Consider the following 19,371-nt stretch of genomic DNA (forward strand, 5'->3'; position numbering starts at 1 on the left):
ACATCAGTCACAGGAGTCACACATGTCTCGACGCCTCAGCCGTTTGGCGGGCGCAGTCGCGCTCTCCTGCGCGGCATTGCTCGCAGTTCCCGCCACTGCGGCGGCAGATCCGGCACCGGCCGATCCGCTCGCTCAGGCGATCGCCGCACTGCAGGGCCAGGGCGGAGCGTCCCTTGCGGCCGCGACGGCAATCGCCGACTCGCGTACCCCGGTCGCAGAGGAGGCGAACGCCGATCCGTTCGCGGCGCTCGACGCTGCCAACAAGGCGCTGACCGACTTCGGTATCACTCCGTTCTTCTACCCGACGGCAGCCATCAACTGCGCCGCGACACCGGGATCACCCCTCGGCATCGTTCCGGGTGTCGCGGGCGGAGCAGCAGGCCCGTGGCCACAGCTGAGCGTGCCTGCGATCCCCACGCTTCCCGGCCTGCCGTCGATCACCATTCCCGAACTCAACGCTGTCGACAAGGGCGAGACGATGTTCGCCTTCGTCCCGGCTGGCATCGTCAACGACTCGGCCGACAAGACCGGCATGCAGGTTGCATGGTTCAACGTCAACACGCTGCAGGGCGGATTCGCCGACTTCGGCGGCCTGGCAACCACTCTCGCCGATTCGATCCTGACCAACTCGGGCGTCCCCGACGCTGCGAAAGAGATCGTCCGGCCGTTCGTCATCGGCGCGATCGATTCGCTGCCCGCCGCAGGGGCCCGCGCGGTGCCCGTCGAAACCGGATCGGGAACCGTCCTGGCCGCGGTGTTCGGCACCGTGAACCACACGGGACTCGACGGAACCGCCAAGAGTTGCTTCTTCTTCCCCACCGTCGGAATGATCAACGTCGCCTGACGCGACCGCACAGCACGCTCCGAAAGGCCCGGCAGCAGAGCGCTGCCGGGCCTTTCGGCTGTTCACGCGTCGACTGCCCGGCCCAGCCGCCCCAATACTGCCTGCCTCTCGGTGCGCCGCGAGCGCGGTGCCCAGGGGCGCTGCCGATTCCGCCCGCGCATCTGCATCGCCGCCCCGGTCAGAAGATCGCCGGTGGGGGCGAAGTGAACTCGAACGAGCTCGTTGAGCGAGCGACCCAGTAGAACGTCGCGGACGTCACTACAGAAGCCGTGAGGAAACAGCGGCGCATCGAGTTCGTTGTACCGACCGCCGACGAACACCGGCCCCTCGGTGCCGAAGTCGCGGCACTGGGCGATGAACCCGTGGAACGCACGCCCCTTCTCGCGTCCGTAATAGGCGATACCGATCCGCCCGGACCCCGTGGCGGTGATAGCCCCGAAGCGGGCGTCGCGAACTCCGGGGGCCGAGACCACCACCGGTCTCGACCAGCTCACCGCCCCGTCGCCGGACCATGCAGCGTGGAGCAATCCGTCGCGGTCCGGCCACACCACGTAGACGTTTCCGTCGTCGTCGACGGCCGTCGACTCGGGCAACAGATAGCGTGAACCGCTCAGCAGAAAATGCAGTGGATTGTGGTACTTCGCCAGCGCAGAACCCGGCACCATCCGTACATCCCAGTGCAGGCCCTCGTCGCGGCTGACCGCCACGGCGAATCGCCGACCGTAGCGGCCGCCGATGTACACCGTGCCGTCGGGACCGACGACGCCCTTGCCGAATGCGACGTACTCCCGACTCGGTAGCCCGGGAATGTTCTTCGGATCGATGTCGAACCCGCCGGCCATCTCCCACTTCACACCGCCGTCGAAGGAACGCCAGATCACCTGTCGGGTGACGTTGACGAAGGGCCGCACGCGTACAGCGAACGGGGTCGGAGCCGACAGGTAGGTGACCCGGCCCGGGCTCGACCGTCGCGGACCGGCGAATATCTTCGCGGCCATCCTGGCCTTCGATGCCACTGTTCTGGTACGCCAGGTTTCACCGCGGTCGTCGCTGACTCCGAGAGTGAAGCCTGTTCGCAGCGGATGTGGCGGTACCGCGTCGAATCTTCCTGCATTGACGAACAGCCGGTCGTCGACGTCGTCGAAATACAGGTACGACCGATGGCGACTGTTCTGCGCGCCCTGCGGAACCGATGCGCGCCAGGATTCACCGAAATCCGATGAGCGCAACACTGCGACGCCGTCGACGGTGAATGCAGGGGCGAGAAACACGGTGTTGTCCGTCGCCACCCCGAGGGTGCAGGCCGCGGAGCCGTACTCGGTATAGGAGATGTCGGTGACGTAGTCGGCCGATGCCGCCGCGGTGGTGGACGCACGGAGACCGGCCCGGTAGCCCGAGGCGACCCTGGGAGTCACGACACCCACCCGGTGCTGCCACCGCATCCTGAGCACGGGGGAGGACGATTCATCACCCCAGGTTAGTGCCGGGACTGCGGGAAGCCGGCGAGGCAGTCGAAGAAGTCCTCGACCATCGTTGGTGACAAGTCACAGAACATGACCGGTTCGTTTGCTACCGGTGGATTCGCGTCGCAGCGAATAGGCTCCTCGGGTGCCTCGTGTTCGACTGCCCCGTGTTCGACCCGACGACAAACGCCCCGAGCGCCATTGCGCCACGCCGTGTCTGCACCCGGTCGATGCGCGTGCGCACTGGATGGCGGCGAAGATTCCGAGCGACCAATTTCTGCTGTACTGCTTCGATCGCGGGCCCGGCGACCTCGACACCGAAGTGCGACGTCTGCTCGAACGCAGCGCTCGAATCGACGTGTTGCGCACGCACATCACCGATGGCCCACTGCGTCTGACCTACCCACGGTGGACCGCAGCCCAGCCAGGCGCAGGGGCGATCTCCGTCCACCGGTCGCCGCTCACCTGGAGCGAGTGCCTCGATGCGATCGCAGCATCGTTCGAGCATCAGGTCGACCCGAGGGTGTCGGTATGGCATCTGCACCTGTACCCGAACGTGACCGATGCACCCGGCGGTGACGGGGCGGCCGGCGTTGTCGTGCTGCAACTTTCGCACGCGGCCGCCGACGGGTCGCTGGCATCACAGACTGCTCGCGATCTCCTCGGTCTCCATCGACTCCCGCCCGCGCGCGGGTGCCACTCACGCTCGACCGCAGCCGAGCTGAAATCGGTCGCGCGGGCCGTGTCCACCCTTCCGTTTCAGGTGGCGATGCTCGTTCGCGGCGGACTTCGTGCGCGACGCGATGCCGAGATACTCGAACGCGCCACCGAATCCGGGTCGGTTCCCCGCCCCGCACAGTCTCGGGCCCTGACCACTGTCGACGTTGCGCCCGCCGGCCGGACGTCCATTCGGACGATCGTGCTACCCAAGGCCGAATTGCAGACCTCGGACACCACCGTCACCACCTTCGCGCTCACCGCGATATCGATTGCCCTGCAACGCTTCCTCGGCGATGCATCGGATCTGGCCGCGGAGGTGACACTCGCGCGAGCAGCGCGTCCGGACGCCCGAAACAACTTCGGCAACGTCGGCGTCGGGCTCTTTCCCACCGAACCCGATATCCGCACTCGCATGCTGCTCATCTCGCAGGATCTGACCGCGCGGAGAACCCGCGCGAACCATCCACTGTCGACGGCGGCCCGAGCATCACAGGACGCAGCAGAGACCCATGTGCCGGCGTTTCTGGCCGAATGGGGCGTCGCGCAGTTCGATCCGACGGCGATTCCGCCGACAGTCACCGGCAATACCGTCGTATCCAGTGTCTCGCGCGGCGCGGCAGACCTCACCTTCTGCGGCGGATCGGTCCGGTTCACCGCAGGCTTCCCCGCACTCTCCCCCGCCATGAGCCTGACCCATGGAATCCACGGAATCGGCAACACCGTCACCGTCGGGATCACCTCCAACAGCGCGGCCGTCCATGACCCCGACCGGTACGAGGCACTCCTGCGCGAAACCTTCCGTGAGGTACGAACCGCGCTGACGTGATCCGGGGGCGAATGCCAGGTATTTCTCAGTGTTTGCGGGGGATCGAGCTCAGGTTCGCAGGCCAGACTGGCAGTCATGAGCCAGCAACAGGTCACCGTACTCGCGGTCGGCGGTACCGGGGAATCGCGCCCTTCCGACCACCGGCCTCGGGTGACCGGGCTGCTCGCCTCCGTGACCAGCGCACTCGACGATCGTTTCGTCGGTCAGTGGGTGGGCTATCCGGCCTCGTACGGTCCCGTCGCGCTCGGTGGACTGTCGTATCGCCACAGCGCAGACATCGGCGTCCGGCGACTTTCTCGCGCGATCGATGCCACCACCGGTCCGATCGCCCTGATCGGCTACTCGCAGGGAGCAACCGTCGTACGCGAGGTGCTCGGCCTGATTCACGACGGAACGATCGACGGAACTCGCATCGTCGCTGCGGGCCTGGTGTCCGATCCCCAACAACCCGCGGGTGCGGTGAGCGACTGCTCGGGACGCGGCGTCGCCGGCGTGGGTCCGGCTCTGCCCGAGTCGATTCCGGTCAAGTGGATCGGGCTGAAGTCCGACATGATCTGCAATGCCAGCGACGACAGCCTGATTCGCGATATCGCAGACCTCACCCGATGGATGTCGTTTCGGACTCCGAGAATCTGGCTGCGCGAGCTATGGAAACTTTTACGCAGCAACAGTTTCCAAAACGCCACTCGGACCCGACTGCGGCCCTCGCAGTGGGTGCACGATGTCCGACGCCTCCGCACCGCAGCCACCGAGATCGCCGGCTACCTACCGAAGTCGATGCGGTGGCACAGATTCGAGTGGGCGAACCCCGGCGGCGGCCGACACATCGCGTACGCGCGTGAACCCTACGAGGGCGATCTGACGGGTTGCCAGGTTCTCGCTCGCTGGCTCACCGAGCAGGAAGATCTGCGCGAGCGGACGCTCAGCCCTGCTCTGCAACAGCGGCGAGTTGCCTGAGTCCCTTCTCGAAGTCCGAACCGACGAGCTTGTCCATTACCGGGTAGACCGACCCGATCAGGCGGAAGAGCAGGTTCTGTTTTCCGGACATCCGCCAGGTCACGTGGGTTCCGTCGGCAGCTGGTTCCAGTACGAACGCCGTGACGTTTCGATTCTTGAACGGCTTGGTGAATTCGAGATCCAGGACGACGAGCTCGCCTGGCACCGATTCGATGATGGTCATCGTCCCGGCCCCGGCCTTCCGGTTACCCGACCACGCATACGAGGCTCCGACTCCGGCGTCGGGACCGGCGTACGTACGCATCAGATCCGGATCGAGTCCCTCGTAGGGCGACCATTTCACCCACTCGTGAAAATCGTCGATCAGAGCGTGCACGGTTGCCGCGTCCGCCTGCACCACAGTCGAGCGTTCGACGAGCACCGGGGCGTTGTTGTCGGTCATAGTGAATTCGTCAGCCTCTCTTGCACAGGCAGAAGATGTGTCCCGCGGGATCGCGGAACACCCAGAACGAGGAGTGCTCGTGGTCGATCAATTCGGCACCGGCGGCGACGACGAAGTCCCGAGACTGCTCCATGTCGTCCACCACCAGATCGAGATGGATCTTGATGCCCTCGTTCGGCCAGTCGACCGGGGTGAAATCTGGTGCCTGCTGGAATGCCAAACGCAATTCGCCCGGTCCATGCACCACCACCCAGTCTCCGTCGTCACGCACCGATTCCCACCCGAGGATGGTGCTGTAGAACCGGGCGAGAGCAGCAGGGTCCGGGCAGTCGAGGACGGTGTAGTCGACGGTGATCCTCGGAGTCGTCATGGCGACAGCGTAACGATCAGCCACCGAGCGCGGGGGCAATAGTCTCGAACCATGCCTCGTGCAGGTGCTGCTCCCAGTGGTTCCACCAGTGCACACCGGTGCCGGTGATCTTGACGTTGGGCCGTCCGCCTGCCGCCTGAAGGAGAGGAACGAATGCGCGGCTGCTGATGCCCGCCGCAGTCTCCAGCGGCACCATCTGCGCGAACTTCACGGGGTCGAAACTGCTGCTGGCCGGGTTGAACACCGGATCCGTTGCCGGCGAGCCACTTCCCGAGGAGACGAAGACTGCCGTGTTGCGCAGCGCACCGACGTTCAGGGACGGGTCGTTGCGGATCCAGTCCGCGGACGGCCACGCGCCCCACATGTTGCGGGCGTTGCCGCCCATCTCGCCGACCGCCACCGAGATGCCCTGCGCGAATCCGGGGCTGCTGGCCGTCGGGTAGCCGCTGAACGACGCGACCGCCTTGTAGAAGTCGGGCCGGTGGGCGGCGAGATTCAACGCAGAGGTGCCGCTCATCGACAGACCTGCCACCGCGTTGTTGACGTTGTCACTGCCGAAACGATCGGCCATCACCGGTGGCAGCTCCTGGGTGAGGAAGGTTTCCCACTTCACCCGTCCGAGCTTGGGGTCGTCGCGCTGCCAGTCGGAGTAGAAGGTTCCGCCGCCGCCGAACGGGATGACCACGTTGACGTGCTTGTCTGCGAAGAACTGCTCCACGTCCGTCTCGATCAGCCAGCCGCTGTTGTTCTCGGGTGCGCGCAGGCCGTCGAGCAGATACAGCGTGGGTGCCGGTCCGCCGCCGGCCGCCTCGAGCACCTTGATCGGGATGTTCTTGTCCATCGACGGTGAGTAGACGTAGACGAGCTCGGAATCGGCCTTCGCCACACCGGTCCCCATCAGGACCGTTGCCATCGCGGCGACCAAGACCGCCACAACGGCGAGCACCAGACCTCGTATCCGAGCATGCAGCATGGAGATTGTCCCCTTGTTCGTATCGACCCGACCGTCCCGGGGAGGGTAACAGCCAGATCACGGACTCGCCTGTTCTAGCGAGCGGGGCTGTCGACCACCCACCAGGCCGCATACGGCGGCATCCACACCGACCCGGTCCCGTCGACCTGCAGATCGTGCTGCGAGAGCACCTCGGTCGGGGCCGGGATGCCGAGTTCGATCAGCTCGGCGTGCGGAAAGGGTCGATGCTGCGCAGTCACGTTGTAGAGGGCGACCAGGGTGCCGCTGGGGTGACGCCTGCGCACCACGAGGATTCCGTCGTCGGACTCGGACTGCACGTCCACCGGTGCCTCGGCGTGCAGCATCGGCAGTCCGGCGCGCACCTTCGCGATGCGAGCGATACCGTCGAACACCCGTTGCGCGTCGCTCCCCTGCTGGAATCGGCCCGCTCGATCGGCATCGGTCACGCGAGGCCGATGCACCCACCGATTGTCCTCCGAGTGCGCCGGTTCTTCGGCCCAGTCGAGATCACCCGGAGAGCCGATCTCGTCGCCGCTCCAGACGACGGGAATACCGCCCCACCCGGCAATGATGGCATGCGCCAAGAAGATTCGACCGAATGCGCCGTCGGGATCGAGACGTGATGGGCCGAGCCCGGTCAGTGCTGCGGCGGTTCCGCTGATCCGGCGGTCCCCGGTGTCCGGGTTGTACTGGAACACCAGACCTTCGGACCAGGAGCCGTCGAACTCGCCCGAATACCACTGCGCCAAGAACTGGCGATGCCCTGCGCCCGAGAGTCCGAGTGACGCCGCGTCACGGTCGTCGATGGCCCAGCCGATATCGTCGTGGCAGCGCACATAGGTCACCCAGGTGCCACTCGGCGGTGTCGGGGGCAACGACGCCAAGGCGTGCCGCGCCAACGACGTACTGCCCGTTGCCAACATCGACCACACCTGCACCATCAGAGAATTGTGATACGCGATGTCCGATACCCGGCCCGTGTGCCGCCCTTGCCCCAGGTACGGCAAGAGGTCGCGGGGTCCGACGATCGCCTCGGCCTTGAACAGGGTCGCCGGAGCCGCCAACCGAGCGGTGGCTCGCAGCGCCTGAGTGACCGCATGCACCTCGGGTTGGTTCTGACAGTTGGTGCCGAGCCGTTTCCAGAGAAACGCGATTGCGTCGAGCCGCAGCACTTCCACCCCGAGGTTGGCCAGGTGCAGCACGATGCCTGCGAACTCCTGCAGCACAGCAGGGTTGGCCCAGTTCAGATCCCACTGCCACTCGTTGAACGTCGTCCACACCCATTCTTCGAGATCTGGATCGAGTGTGAAACTGCCGGGTGCGAAATCTGGAAACACCTCGGGGAGGGTGCGCTCGTACGAGTCCGGAGTGGCGCGATCGGGGTAGATCAAGAAGTAGTCCCGGTACCTCGGATCGCCGGCGCGCGCCTTCTCGGCCCATTCATGCTCGCGGGCAACGTGATTGAGAACCAGGTCGACCACCAGGCTGATCCCACGTCCGCGCAGGGTCTTCGCGAGGGTGCGCAGATCCTCGTTGGTGCCCAGATCTTCTCGCACCGACCGGTAGTCCATCACCGCGTAGCCGCCGTCGTTGTCACCGGGCCTGGGTTGCAGCAGCGGCATCAGATGCAGGTAGGTGACACCGAGATCGGTCAGGTGGTCGAGCCGCTCCCCCAATCCGCGCAGCGTCTGCCCGTATCGGTCGACATAACAGGCGTAGCCGAACATGTCGGGCTGCTGGAACCAGTCGGGTTCGAGCAGACGGCGCTGATCGAGCCGGTGCAGCTCCTCGGATCGGTCCGCAAACGCGCGTGCGGCGATCTCGACCAGAGCGGTCGCCACCGCGTCCGGCTCGGGGTAGACGGCGGTGACCGCGTCGTGCAGATCGGGAAACCACTGCTCGAGACGCAACTCGAACGTCTCGCGTCGGTATGCGGGAAGTTCGGCGAGGATCTCGCGGGTGACGTTCGAGACGGCGGGGTGAACCATGCACTCATTCTGGCATCGACCCCGGCGTGCGGACGCGCATACATCCGGTTACCGCGGGGTATCAGAGCGCCATGTCATTGCTGACCCGCACGCTGGACACGATCCTCGACCGAGCAGTCGTTCCCGGATACTCCCGCATCGGTGCCACGGTGCGGCGGCGGTTCTGGGCTGCCGATCCGTCGCCGTTCCCCGCCCCCATCGATGTGGTGGTGACCGGCGCGTCCTCAGGCTTGGGCGCTGCGACGGCGAAGGAACTGGCCCGGCTCGGGGCGCGAGTGCACCTGGTCGGCAGGTCTACCGAGCGGCTCGAATCGGCCGCCGCGGCCATCCGAACCGAGGTGCCCGACGCCTCCCTGGTGGTGCGCGAGTGCGATATCAGCAATCTCGATTCGGTGGCGACCCTGATCGCGGCGTTGGCATCGGAGCTCACCGCGGTGCATGCTCTGGTGCACTGCGCGGGGGTGATGCCGGATGGACGGTACCTCTCGGCACAGGGACACGAGTCGGCATTCGCCACGCACGTCCTCGGGCCGGTCGCATTGACGGTGGGATTACGGGAGCTGTTCGACGCAGGGTCGAGGGTCGTGTTCGTCTCGAGCGGCGGTATGTATGCAGTGCCACTGCAGAACTCGGACTTCGAGTACGAGAACGGCAAGTATTCGGGCATGACGGCCTACGCTCGCACGAAGCGCATGCAGGTGGTGGTGGCCGAGCAACTGGCCGATCATTTTGCGCTCGAGGACGATCCGGTGGTGCACAGCATGCATCCGGGCTGGGCAGCTACGCCCGGGGTCGCCGGTTCGATGCCGATGTTCGGTTCGGTGATGAAGCCGATTCTGCGCACTGCCGAGGACGGTGCCGACACCATCGTCTGGCTCGTGGCGGCCGACCGTGCACTGACCAGCACCGGCACATTCTGGCACGACCGCGCTCCGCGCCCGACTCATTACCCGTCCTGGCGTGGAGATTCCCCTCGCGTGCGAGATGCCCTGTGGGCCAGCGTGGTCGAGGCAACGGGAATCGAGCTCTGACTCGATTCACCGCTCGGCTGTCGGTCGTTTCAGCCCACCGACTGCGTTCCGAACGCGCACCAGCAGGGTCAAGCCGATCCCCCAGCCGAGCATGCACAGGATGACACCCACACCCGACTGACCGGTCACGTCGGTGCTGGCTTCGACGCAGAACGCCGTCGAGAACCCAGCGGTCATGCCCAGCGCAGCGACGCGTCCGCCAGTCCTCTGCCATCGCGACAGATGCGCGGCAAGCAGGCAGAGCAACACCACCGTCGCCCCGCATGCGGCCACTTGCCAGGACGGGAACGCATTCGGGGCCGGGAGCCCCGGGCCACGAAACTCACCGCGTTGATCTGCAGACCAGCTCAACCAACCTGCACACGAGGCGAAACCCGATGCGAGCGCCAGCGATCCGGTGGCCCACAAGCCCAGCGGGCCGGCTCCCGCTCGCTCACCACTCTTCGTGAACTGGGCCCACAGCACGAGAGCCCAGGCTGTCGACGGCACGCCGACGAAAACGAAGACTATCCACAGAAACTGAGACCACGAAAAGTCGACTGCCATGGCCCGACGCTATCGGACATCGCCTGGCTACAGTCGAGACATGTCGCTCGTCGATCAGTTGTCGAATTCTCTCCCTGCGGATCGCGTCGTCGTCGATCCCGATGTCATCGCGTCGTACCAGCACGACGAGGCGGAATGGGCACCGTATGCGGTGCCTGTTGCCGTCGTGCGGCCCCGTAGTGCCGAGGAAGTACAGGCTGTCGTCAGGGCGTGCCTGGCTCATGGCGCGCCTGTCGTCACGCGCGGCGCTGGGACCGGACTGTCCGGCGGCGCGAATGCCACCGAGGGATGCGTCGTGCTTGCGATGGACGGCATGGATGCGATCAAGGAGGTCGACCGGCTCGAGCGGTACGCCGTCGTCGAGCCGGGGGTGGTCAACGACCACCTGCGGGCAGCGGTTGCCGAGCACGGTCTGTGGTATCCACCGGATCCGGCAAGCGCACCGTGGTCGACCATCGGCGGCAACGTTGCCACCAACGCGGGCGGGCTGTGCTGCGTGAAGTACGGCGTCACCCGCGATTACGTGATGGGGATGCAGGTGGTCACCGGAACCGGAGATCTGGTGCGGCTCGGGCGTAGAACAGCCAAAGGCGTTGCCGGATATGACCTTGCCGGGCTCATGGTCGGGTCTGAGGGCACGCTCGGCATCATCACCGAGGTGACTGTCGAGCTGCGTCCGCTTCAGGGGCCGCAACGGACCGTTGCCGGTTACTTCGATTCGATCGTCGACGCCGGGCGTGCCGTTGCCGCGGTTGCAGCCGCCGGATTGACACCCTCCGCGTTGGAACTCATCGACAAGCAGTGCCTCATGGCCGTCGACGCCTGGAAGAACATGGGACTGTCGGTGGAGGCGAATGTCGTGTTGCTCGGGCGTATTGACGATCCAGGGCTCATCGGAGACCAGGCAGCCGAGAAGATGCTCTCGTGCTTCGACGAGGCCGGGGCCACCTGGTCTGCGGTCTCGACCGATCAGGAGGAGGCCGACGCGCTGTTCGCGGCCCGACGGTTGGCGTATCCGGCGATGGAGCGCCTGGGGCCGGTGCTGACCGAGGACGTGTGCGTTCCGAAGAAGCATGTGCCCGAGATGCTGTCGCGCATCGAGCAGATCGGCCAGCGATACGAGACGACGATCGCCAACATCGCCCACGCCGGTGACGGAAACCTGCATCCATTGCTCATCACTCCGCTGGGCGACGTACCGGCCCGAGAGCGTGCCCAGGCTGCCTTCGCCGAGATCATCGAGGCTGCTTTGGAACTCGGCGGCACCGTGACCGGCGAGCACGGAGTGGGGCTACTGAAGATGGACGGCTTGGTGCAAGAACTCGATCCGATGGTGTTGGACATGCACCGAGCTGTGAAAAAGGCGCTGGATCCACACGGAATCCTCAACCCAGGCAAGGTGTTCGTGTCGTAACGGTTTCAGCCCTGTGGTTGTGATTTCAGCTTGCCGTTGTGCAGCACGGTCACCAGCAGACTCGGCAGGCCGTTGACCAGCACAAGAACCGCCACCACGACGCCCAGGGCCAGCCACGGCTCGGTCAACCAGAATTGATGGCCGAGCTGGAGCGCACCGACGATACTCAGCATCCATCCGGCGGCCTGAGCGCTGCGGGCACGTTGGACAGATTTGCCTGGATACGAGCCGTTCACTGTTGGCAACCTATTGCCGTAGTTCTCACGAACCGAGATCCGAGCGGCCACGACGTGAAGCAGAACGGCGATCGTGATGGCACACAACGCAAGCGACATGTGGTCGTCTCCCCTTCCGCTCGCCGTCTACACACAGTCTCCCGGGCCTGGAACGATAGACCGATGACAACCAAGCTGACCATGGACTTCGGATCTACGCTACCCATCGGGTGGACCGAACTCGACCGAACTGCGGAAACGGAGCACTGGTCGGTGTTCAACAGTAGGTTCGGGTTTGGACCCGGGACCGAACCCGAGTCGTGGCCGGCCATCACCGAGCCTGCACCCTCCATGACATTCGATCTGGCCGCCCATACTGTCGGCACGACGGCCTCATGGTCTGCCCGCACCGACGCGATCAACGCGGAAGCCTTGCGCTGCTTCGTCACCGAGTTTTCGGACAACCCGGTCTTCGTGGTCCTGGACTGGCAACACACCGGCTACAGCTTCGACGCGGAAGCGCACGCCGACGCGGCCGAGAACGGCGAGTGGCGTGTCCCCGTTTACCCGGACGGCGATTACTACATCTTCGCCCGCGACGGATTCACCGAAGGGACCTTCGGCCATCCATGGGAACGCACCTTGTGCGTCTTCGGACCACGCATGGTCGCCACACTCGGCCGAACCTTGGCGACATGGCTTCCCACGATCCGCGTCGACGGCCACCGAGTCGCGGATCGACGAATGTAGCCGAGCCCGACCCACCCATAGCCCACTTACCGCAGTGGCTACTCACCGCGGACCGCGATTGGTGGGACCTAGCTGTTCGCGGGTCACTCGGATACGAGGCGTGACCGGCGCGCGGCAACACAATCCGAGCCGCTCGACTACCCGAGGGAGGCTGTGAAGAATGCTCCACTGGGGCGAAGCGTCCAGAGCTCAAAGGAGACATCGCTTGTCCACATGCCATGGACATGCAGTCAGGGCTTCCCGCCGCCAACGCTCGCATCCTGGGCTGTGATCGATTGCGGCGTCAGCCGAATCTGATCGGTGCCGTCAACGTTCATCGAGGCCAGTTCGGACCGCTCATGATCGACGATGTCGGTAATCAGTTCGCCGGTACGCGTCGTCGCCCTGTCCTAGATAATTCGGGAACCGTCCGCGTTGAACTGAGGGTGCACCGCATATGTGTCGGTCAACGCCGTGATCGGTCCACCGGCCGCAGGCATCGAATACAGCTCAGACCCGTTGTTTCCGCCCCGATTGCTGGAAAAGGCCAATGTGGAACCATCCGGGGAAAATGTCGGATCGGCGTTCCAGAACTGGTCTCTCAGAACGACCGTCGTCTCACCGCCCGTGGCAGGTACAGCGACAATGTATCCGTCGATGTTGAAAACGACGCGGGTCGCATCGGGTGTGAATGTTGCGCCGAACGCACTCTCCTCGCGAGCCAACAGTCGTACATCGCTACCGTCCGCATTCATCGCGCTGATTCCGTCGACGCTCGTAAATGCGATGGTCGATCCATCCGGCGAGAAAGTTGGCTCATATCCGCCCTCGAACAGCGTCCGCGATTCTCCGGACTCCAAATCCACAGATTCGATGAACCGGCCGTCGCGGGTATAGGCGATCGACGATCCATCGGGCGACATCGCCGCGTCGTAGGCGTACCTCGTATCGGACATTTCACCGGTCACCGTTGGCGTGACCTGGCGTAAGCCGGTGCCGTCTTCGTTCATCACGAAAATTTGGCCATACCCGTCATCGAACGACACTCGCGCTGGAGGCCGCTCGGCCTCTGGAGTGGATGTGCTCGTACATCCGGTCAGGGACACGGCAGCAGCGAGAGAAAGACAAACCAGCCGAGAGCGTCGCATGCGTCCTCGTTCTAGGCGAGGTTTCCCAGCGGATTCTGGGTTGCACCCGGATGCCCACGCTGCAATCCTGTAGACGTGCGGGTAGCCCTCATAGCCGATATTCACGGCAACATCGCGGCACTCGACGCCGTCCTGGACGACATCGAACAGCAAGTCGTCGACTCGGTGGTGAACCTCGGCGATCTACTGTCCGGCGGACTGCATCCGCGCCGGACTGCGGACCGGCTGATGGCGCTGGATTTTCCCACCATCGCGGGAAATCACGATCGCTATCTGCTCGAGCAGGATCCCGAGTCGATGGGTAGTTGGGATCGGCACGCCCATGATCGACTCGCCGACGAGCATCGACAGTGGCTGGGCTCGCTGCCGTTCTCACTCGAGCTGGGCCACGGGATCCTTGCAGTGCACGGCACTCCCACCGATGATCAGCAGTATTTCCTGCACTCGGTGGACGCCAACGGCTCGCGCGAGGCAAACGAGGCCGAAATCCTCGAACGGGCAGCAGGTTTCATGGACCGATCTGTCATCGCCTGCGGACACACCCATCTGCAGCGACAGTGGACTCTTCCCAGCGGCACACTCGTGGTCAATCCGGGGAGCGTCGGCACCCCTGCGTATGACGACGATCAGCCCCATCCGCACGTCATGGAATCCGGCTCTCCGCATGCGCGTTACGCGATACTCGACAACCGCGATCAAGGCAGGTGGACAGTCTCGTTCGAGTTGGTCGAGTACGACCACGTCGGTGCTGCCGCCGATGCCCGCGCGCACGGCATGAGCGCCACCGCCGACGCACTTCTCACCGGATTTGTCGGCCCTGCGCCACAAATGCCGTCACACTGATCGCGTGAAGATCACCGATGCCCAGCGGCGACACCGGCTCGTCGCGCAGCACTTCGCCCGTGCCTCGACTGCCGACGAGGTTGTGTCCTCCCTACTCGCATTGCATGCCACCGACCCAGCGACGGTGTATCTCTCGGTGCTCGCCCGCGCTCGATCACTGGGACTGTCCGATGTGCGCGACGCGATGTACGAGCGCCGAAGTCTCATCCGGCTCATGGCGATGCGTCGGACGATGTTCGTCGTCGCGCACGAGGATGTCCCGATGATTCATGCCGCTGCGAGCCTCGGGGTTGCGCGCACCATGCGGGCGCGCTTGGTCAAACAAGTCTCGACGCTGCCCACCGAACCGGTGATCGACGACGTCGAATCCTGGCTTTCAGCAACAGAAGAAGAGACCGAGACGGTGCTTCGGGCGATGGGAACTGCGACTGGTGCCGAACTCTCGGCTGCAGTCCCCGGCCTCAAGACCGCGCTGCTGCCGACCACCGACAAGTCCTACGACGTCAAGCGATACGTCACCTCCGAGGTGTTGGTGATGCTGGCGGCCGAGGGAAAATTGGTGCGTGTCGAACCACGGGGAACGTGGACGTCACGGCGGCATGCGTGGGCACCGATCGATCACTGGTGGCCGGACGGAATTCCCGATCTCGACGAGAACGAGGCACGCGCCGACCTTGCTCGACGCTGGCTCGAGGTATTCGGACCGGCGACGCTCGACGACCTGCAATGGTGGACGGGCTGGAACAAGACGCAGACTCGTGCTGCGGTCTCGGGCCTCGACACCGTAGGAGTCGAACTGACCGAGGGCGACGGAATCATGTTGACCGGCACTACTTTCGACAAGCCCGCCGGAACGAGCGTCATGCTGCTGCCTGCGCTCGATCCCACACCGATGGGCTGGAAGCGCCGCGCCTGGTATCTCGGCGAGCACAAGGCACCACTGTTCGACGCCTTCGGCAACATCGGCCCGACCATCTGGTCCGGTGGACGCATCGTCGGAGGTTGGGCGGTGTCCGGCTCCGGCGAAGTGGCGACCACGTTGCTCGAAGACGTCGGATCGACGGTGGCGAAAGCCGTTGCGTCCGAGGCCGGAAGAATCACGACCCTGCTCGACGGCACCGCGGTGATTCCGTCCTTTCCGACGCCATTGGAAAAGATATTGCGGGGTAAGAAGTGAGTCAGAAGACGTAGTGTCCCTCGGCCCAGGCGCGAGCGGCAGGAGGAGTCACCTCGTCGACGCGTTCTCCGTCGCGGAAGTAGCCTGTGTGCCGGATCGAGCCCGTGGACACGGCTTCCTGCCAGGCCTGCGTGGGTCCTTGCCGAACCAGAGCCACGGGGTGATGTCGTCCATGATCACGACCGTATCCGGGGTAGCGAATCCACGTAGGTCGTCGAGGTCTGCGCGGGCACCTTCCACCGAATGGTCACCGTCGACGAAGATCACATCGTATCGCACGTCCGGGTGTTCCTTCGCGTACGCGGCGATAGTGATGTGCGAGTCGCCCTGAATCAGAGTGTGACGCTCCGGAAAGTGTTCGTCGATATGGGCTTTCGCGGTGGCACTGTAGGCATAGGCGGCCAAGTCGAAGGACACGACGGTCGTATCGGGCGATACTTCGAGGAACGCCCAACTCGAGAAGCCGGCATTGAACCCGACCTCGCAGATGAGTTTCGTACTCGGACGGGCCGCAAGAGAGGACAGATATTTCTGCTCCGCCTCATCGGCACCACGCTCGAAAGGTTCTCCAGCCGTGACTGTCTGGTGTACCAAGGCTTCGAGTTCCTGCAGGCCCATCTACGTTCTCCTGTCCTCTGATTCGGAGCGTAGCCAACATCGATGGTCCATGCAGACGACGGCTGGTTCGTACCCACAGCCAATACCTGTAGCGTTCGCACCGAATGACTTTCCGCACAGCTAACGGGGAACGAGTCGATGACCGTAGATCTCACCAAAGGCGACGACCGCGCCGCCGGACCAGTCAACCCGTACGCCGTGATCTCACTGGTCGCAGCTCTGTTGGGCCTGTTTCCCGTCGCGATAGTGTTCGGGATCCTGGCCTTCTGGCGACCTGCCGGTAGAGGAATTGCCATCGCTGGATTGGCAATCGGGGCGATCGAGCTGATCGTTGTCGCGACTTTCCTGTACGGGTTCGGATCTGTGACGCCGAGCAATTCGGCATCCAGCGAAACTTTGACGCCTTACTCATTACCGGCAACCGCGATGTTGACGGCTCCGTCCACCGCGACGCCTCTACCCCCGGCGGAGACCTCCGTCGACGCGACCGAGGTACCCGTCGCCTCGCTGCCCGAAGTGGACGGGCAATGCGACCCGAGCACCGACAATCACGACACCTCGGCCGATGGGACGTTCCTCAAGTGCACCTACGCTGGGTCGACCAGCGCGCGGTGGGTGCAGTCCGCACCGATCATCGACAGCAACGCGGAGGCAGGATCGGCATGCGACCCGACTGTCAGAGGCATCGCGGTGTCGACGGATGGATTCGACATGTTCTGCGTCTCCGACGGCGCAGAAGGCGGCGGCTACTGGTCGCCCGGCCCGTAGGCGAGCGATATCCCGAGGACTGATCTCACGGTGCGAGCAGCTTCGTCGGTCTCACGCATGCACGCCCGACGTTACCGATAGGCGTCCCGTCGACCAACCTGCAGTGGTACGTGATTAACCCATCCATGATTCGTCGAGGTCGTGGGAACAAGGATCGCGAATGTGTCGGCTTGCGCCAGGCAAAGGTCACTAGTCAGGACGAGTGCTGGGCGGCGGCGGGGTGATCACGCCTTGGAGCTGGATCGAGTTCGGACTTGACGACCATACCGCGTTTGAGATCATTGAACGTCCGCCCCAAGGTCGTATGCAGAATCCAACTCTCTGAACTCTTCCAGTAGCCCACATCCGCGCCGCGAAGTGCGTATTCGGAGGATTCTATCCGTGTGCGCCGTCCGTATCCGTCGAGCAAGACTTCGATGAGACCAGAGGCAGTAACTTCCCGCTCGTTCGCACGCCTGTTGATGCAATCCCGCAGCTCCTCGGACACCTTGATCGTCGCGGTGATTTCGACATTATGCCAATCGGTATTCCATTCGATCTACGACTCCTGTCTCCCGGGTACCGACGGGGCTGTCCATCTGCCCACCGGCGGCATCTGCACAATTCGCGAAAGCGCTCTCGTCTGCACGCTGAATCGGAATGCCAGGTTGCCAGACAACAAGCCTGCCAGCTGCATGAATGCCAGCTTCGGCCGATGATATAGCCCTGTATTGGTCCCCAGTTTTCAGCCCCTTTGATATGCCCCACTAAGCTCTTGGCATGACTGCTGAGAACATCCACACCGCGAGCGATGATCTTCTTTTCCACTACACCGATCCGGCGGGTTTCGTTGGCATCATTCAGAGCAGCAAGCTATGGGCGACTAACGCTGCCTTCTTGAATGACACACAAGAAATGACGTTCGGTGCGAACCTTATTGCCGCGGAGATCTCGTTGGCGGCCAGTAGGCTTCGTCACCCTTCTCGCTCGCTCGCGTCGACCGACGCCGAGCTTCAGAAGACACAGGCTTGGACTCAGGTCCTGAGCTACCTCCAGGCAAGCTACAGCCCAAGCAGGGTGTCGTACGGCCCCTACGTCGTCTGCTTCTCAAAAAACGGCAACGATCTCGGGCAGTGGCGCGGCTACGCCAACGCTGGATACGCGATCGGATTCGAAGCAAGCACTGTCGTTGATTCCAGCGGGCTTCCACCCACGATGCCTTCTGAGATCAAGCCTGTGCACTATGGTGCCGATGCGCGAGCGATCGCAGTAAATTGCGCCGACAGGATCTTCGAGTTTCTTGATAGACTTCCAGACGATCGAGAACTTGACGATGGTGAGCTCGCGCAGGCCCTAGAGGTGGCCGACAAGTGGATCCCTCAGCTCAAACACGAGGCCTTCACTGCCGAAGCGGAAAGGCGTCTGTGGGTGCCCGAAATTCGCGACGTAAAATTTCGCCCTTCGCCGCTAGGATTAATCCCGTATAAAGAAGTCCCGATCAATCTTGACGCCATACGAAAGGTTGTGGTCGGGCCCGGGCCGAATCAGAAACTCCGCACTAACGCCCTTCAAATATTGCTTGAGCAGAAGTTTCCATGTTCTGAAATCGAGGTCGAGACGTCTGAAATTCCGTTCAGGGGTTAGCCTGTACCGCCGTCGAATTCGTCGCCTCCGAGGCCCGCGGAGGCAAAGGCTGCATCCGGGTGAGCAAGTCCAAACTAGCTGCAGAGAACAAGCCGCGCACAAATACCGCCGTCAATAAGACCACCGACACACGCATCAGCACGCGTTGACACCGGCTTATACGGGAAGGCGCACAGTCGGAGGGAGTCGCCATCGGTGCCGAGTCTCAGGTGCCGGGAAACGGCCACCCAGCAATTAGTACGCCGAGCGGCAATCGCCACCCCTACTTCTTTTGTTTCGCAACAAGAGCCGTCAGAACCCGGGCCACGGCTAAATCTAACCGTGGCGGTGGCGCGGACAACCTCAGGATCGCTAGTGCGGCGCGCCTGAAGTAGTTGGGCGCACTTCTTTTGGTTGAGTTACTTATGCGCGCTGATCCGTACTTGTGACGTTGACGCCCCCACCGGCAAAGTACGTTGTCATGCATTGAAGTTTAAGATTGCTCGCCGATCACTTGAAGATCGGGAAACCGCCGTCGTGCGAGCATAGCGCGAACACGGCGTTCAGCCACAGCGCAGTCAGACACTTGCGTACTCGACCGACCCGAAGTTGCTCGCGAAGCTGATCGCCATCGTCGGCCTGGACCTTGAGCCGCCGAGAACGCGAGCGTATTGCGGATGGACGAAGAACCGCAGAT

Annotated in this window: 19 protein-coding genes; 10 read left to right on the forward strand and 9 right to left on the reverse strand. The window is 63.8% G+C overall.

Annotated elements, in window-relative coordinates; genetic code table 11:
• Positions 1–22: 22 nt before the first annotated feature.
• On the forward strand, positions 23–844 hold the full coding sequence (locus ACOQFP_RS14175; RefSeq protein ID WP_421584677.1) for a hypothetical protein: 822 nt from the start codon (positions 23–25) through the stop codon (positions 842–844).
• A 62-nt stretch (positions 845–906) separates the two neighbouring features.
• Here the strand turns inward: ACOQFP_RS14175 and ACOQFP_RS14180 are convergent, their stop codons facing one another.
• The gene (locus ACOQFP_RS14180) at positions 907–2,259 is read right to left on the reverse strand and encodes a sialidase family protein (protein WP_206486783.1); all 1,353 of its coding nucleotides are present in this window, start codon (positions 2,257–2,259) and stop codon (positions 907–909) included.
• Positions 2,260–2,452: 193 nt separating this feature from the next.
• Here ACOQFP_RS14180 and ACOQFP_RS14185 point away from each other — a divergent pair, with 193 nt between their 5' ends.
• Both ACOQFP_RS14185 and ACOQFP_RS14190 read left to right on the forward strand, forming a co-directional pair.
• Entirely contained in the window at positions 2,453–3,853 is a 1,401-nt protein-coding gene (locus tag ACOQFP_RS14185) for a WS/DGAT domain-containing protein (RefSeq protein WP_421584678.1), read from the forward strand.
• Positions 3,854–3,928: 75 nt separating this feature from the next.
• Positions 3,929–4,810, forward strand: a complete 882-nt coding sequence (locus tag ACOQFP_RS14190) for a PE-PPE domain-containing protein (protein WP_206486781.1) — start codon at positions 3,929–3,931, stop codon at positions 4,808–4,810.
• Here ACOQFP_RS14190 and ACOQFP_RS14195 read toward each other — a convergent pair.
• The 4 genes from ACOQFP_RS14195 to ACOQFP_RS14210 form a co-directional block, all read right to left on the reverse strand.
• The gene (locus tag ACOQFP_RS14195) at positions 4,776–5,252 is read right to left on the reverse strand and encodes an SRPBCC family protein (RefSeq protein WP_206486780.1); all 477 of its coding nucleotides are present in this window, start codon (positions 5,250–5,252) and stop codon (positions 4,776–4,778) included. The genes ACOQFP_RS14190 and ACOQFP_RS14195 overlap by 35 nt on opposite strands.
• 10 nt (positions 5,253–5,262) lie before the next feature.
• A complete protein-coding gene (locus ACOQFP_RS14200; protein ID WP_206486779.1) occupies positions 5,263–5,622 on the reverse strand; it encodes a VOC family protein in 360 nt (119 codons plus the stop codon).
• 16 nt (positions 5,623–5,638) lie between these two features.
• Positions 5,639–6,595, reverse strand: a complete 957-nt coding sequence (locus ACOQFP_RS14205) for an alpha/beta hydrolase (protein WP_206486778.1) — start codon at positions 6,593–6,595, stop codon at positions 5,639–5,641.
• Positions 6,596–6,669: 74 nt separating this feature from the next.
• A complete protein-coding gene (locus ACOQFP_RS14210; RefSeq protein WP_421584679.1) occupies positions 6,670–8,583 on the reverse strand; it encodes an alpha-amylase family protein in 1,914 nt (637 codons plus the stop codon).
• A gap of 71 nt (positions 8,584–8,654) precedes the next feature.
• Here ACOQFP_RS14210 and ACOQFP_RS14215 point away from each other — a divergent pair, with 71 nt between their 5' ends.
• A complete protein-coding gene (locus ACOQFP_RS14215; protein WP_421584680.1) occupies positions 8,655–9,614 on the forward strand; it encodes an SDR family NAD(P)-dependent oxidoreductase in 960 nt (319 codons plus the stop codon).
• A gap of 6 nt (positions 9,615–9,620) precedes the next feature.
• Here the strand turns inward: ACOQFP_RS14215 and ACOQFP_RS14220 are convergent, their stop codons facing one another.
• Positions 9,621–10,160, reverse strand: coding sequence for a hypothetical protein (locus tag ACOQFP_RS14220; RefSeq protein ID WP_421584681.1), 540 nt, complete (start codon positions 10,158–10,160; stop codon positions 9,621–9,623).
• Between the two features lie 40 nt (positions 10,161–10,200).
• On the opposite strand from ACOQFP_RS14220, the gene ACOQFP_RS14225 reads away from it, so the two are divergent.
• A complete protein-coding gene (locus ACOQFP_RS14225; protein WP_421584682.1) occupies positions 10,201–11,574 on the forward strand; it encodes an FAD-binding oxidoreductase in 1,374 nt (457 codons plus the stop codon).
• A gap of 5 nt (positions 11,575–11,579) precedes the next feature.
• On the opposite strand, the gene ACOQFP_RS14230 is transcribed toward ACOQFP_RS14225, so the two are convergent.
• A complete protein-coding gene (locus ACOQFP_RS14230) occupies positions 11,580–11,909 on the reverse strand; it encodes a hypothetical protein (RefSeq protein ID WP_421584683.1) in 330 nt (109 codons plus the stop codon).
• A gap of 63 nt (positions 11,910–11,972) precedes the next feature.
• Here ACOQFP_RS14230 and ACOQFP_RS14235 point away from each other — a divergent pair, with 63 nt between their 5' ends.
• Positions 11,973–12,539, forward strand: coding sequence for a DUF2716 domain-containing protein (locus ACOQFP_RS14235; protein ID WP_421584684.1), 567 nt, complete (start codon positions 11,973–11,975; stop codon positions 12,537–12,539).
• 389 nt (positions 12,540–12,928) lie between these two features.
• Here ACOQFP_RS14235 and ACOQFP_RS14240 read toward each other — a convergent pair whose 3' ends face one another.
• A complete protein-coding gene (locus ACOQFP_RS14240) occupies positions 12,929–13,528 on the reverse strand; it encodes a TolB family protein (RefSeq protein WP_421584685.1) in 600 nt (199 codons plus the stop codon).
• Between the two features lie 213 nt (positions 13,529–13,741).
• Here ACOQFP_RS14240 and ACOQFP_RS14245 point away from each other — a divergent pair, with 213 nt between their 5' ends.
• The gene (locus ACOQFP_RS14245) at positions 13,742–14,509 is read left to right on the forward strand and encodes a metallophosphoesterase family protein (RefSeq protein ID WP_421584686.1); all 768 of its coding nucleotides are present in this window, start codon (positions 13,742–13,744) and stop codon (positions 14,507–14,509) included.
• A 4-nt stretch (positions 14,510–14,513) separates the two neighbouring features.
• Positions 14,514–15,686 carry a winged helix DNA-binding domain-containing protein gene (locus ACOQFP_RS14250; protein ID WP_421584687.1) on the forward strand — a complete coding sequence of 391 codons (1,173 nt, stop codon included), beginning with the start codon at positions 14,514–14,516 and terminating at the stop codon, positions 15,684–15,686.
• 48 nt (positions 15,687–15,734) lie between these two features.
• Here ACOQFP_RS14250 and ACOQFP_RS14255 read toward each other — a convergent pair whose 3' ends face one another.
• Positions 15,735–16,304 (reverse strand): class I SAM-dependent methyltransferase, encoded by a 570-nt coding sequence (locus tag ACOQFP_RS14255; RefSeq protein ID WP_421584688.1) that lies wholly within the window; start codon positions 16,302–16,304, stop codon positions 15,735–15,737.
• Between the two features lie 138 nt (positions 16,305–16,442).
• Between ACOQFP_RS14255 and ACOQFP_RS14260 the strand changes: the two genes are divergently transcribed.
• Both ACOQFP_RS14260 and ACOQFP_RS14265 read left to right on the forward strand, forming a co-directional pair.
• On the forward strand, positions 16,443–17,072 hold the full coding sequence (locus tag ACOQFP_RS14260; RefSeq protein ID WP_421584689.1) for a hypothetical protein: 630 nt from the start codon (positions 16,443–16,445) through the stop codon (positions 17,070–17,072).
• 759 nt (positions 17,073–17,831) lie between these two features.
• On the forward strand, positions 17,832–18,695 hold the full coding sequence (locus tag ACOQFP_RS14265; RefSeq protein ID WP_421584690.1) for a DUF2971 domain-containing protein: 864 nt from the start codon (positions 17,832–17,834) through the stop codon (positions 18,693–18,695).
• Positions 18,696–19,371: the final 676 nt, after the last annotated feature.

The sequence above is a fragment of the Rhodococcus sp. MALMAid1271 genome (assembly GCF_049195265.1).
Classification (GTDB): Bacteria; Actinomycetota; Actinomycetes; order Mycobacteriales; family Mycobacteriaceae; genus Rhodococcoides.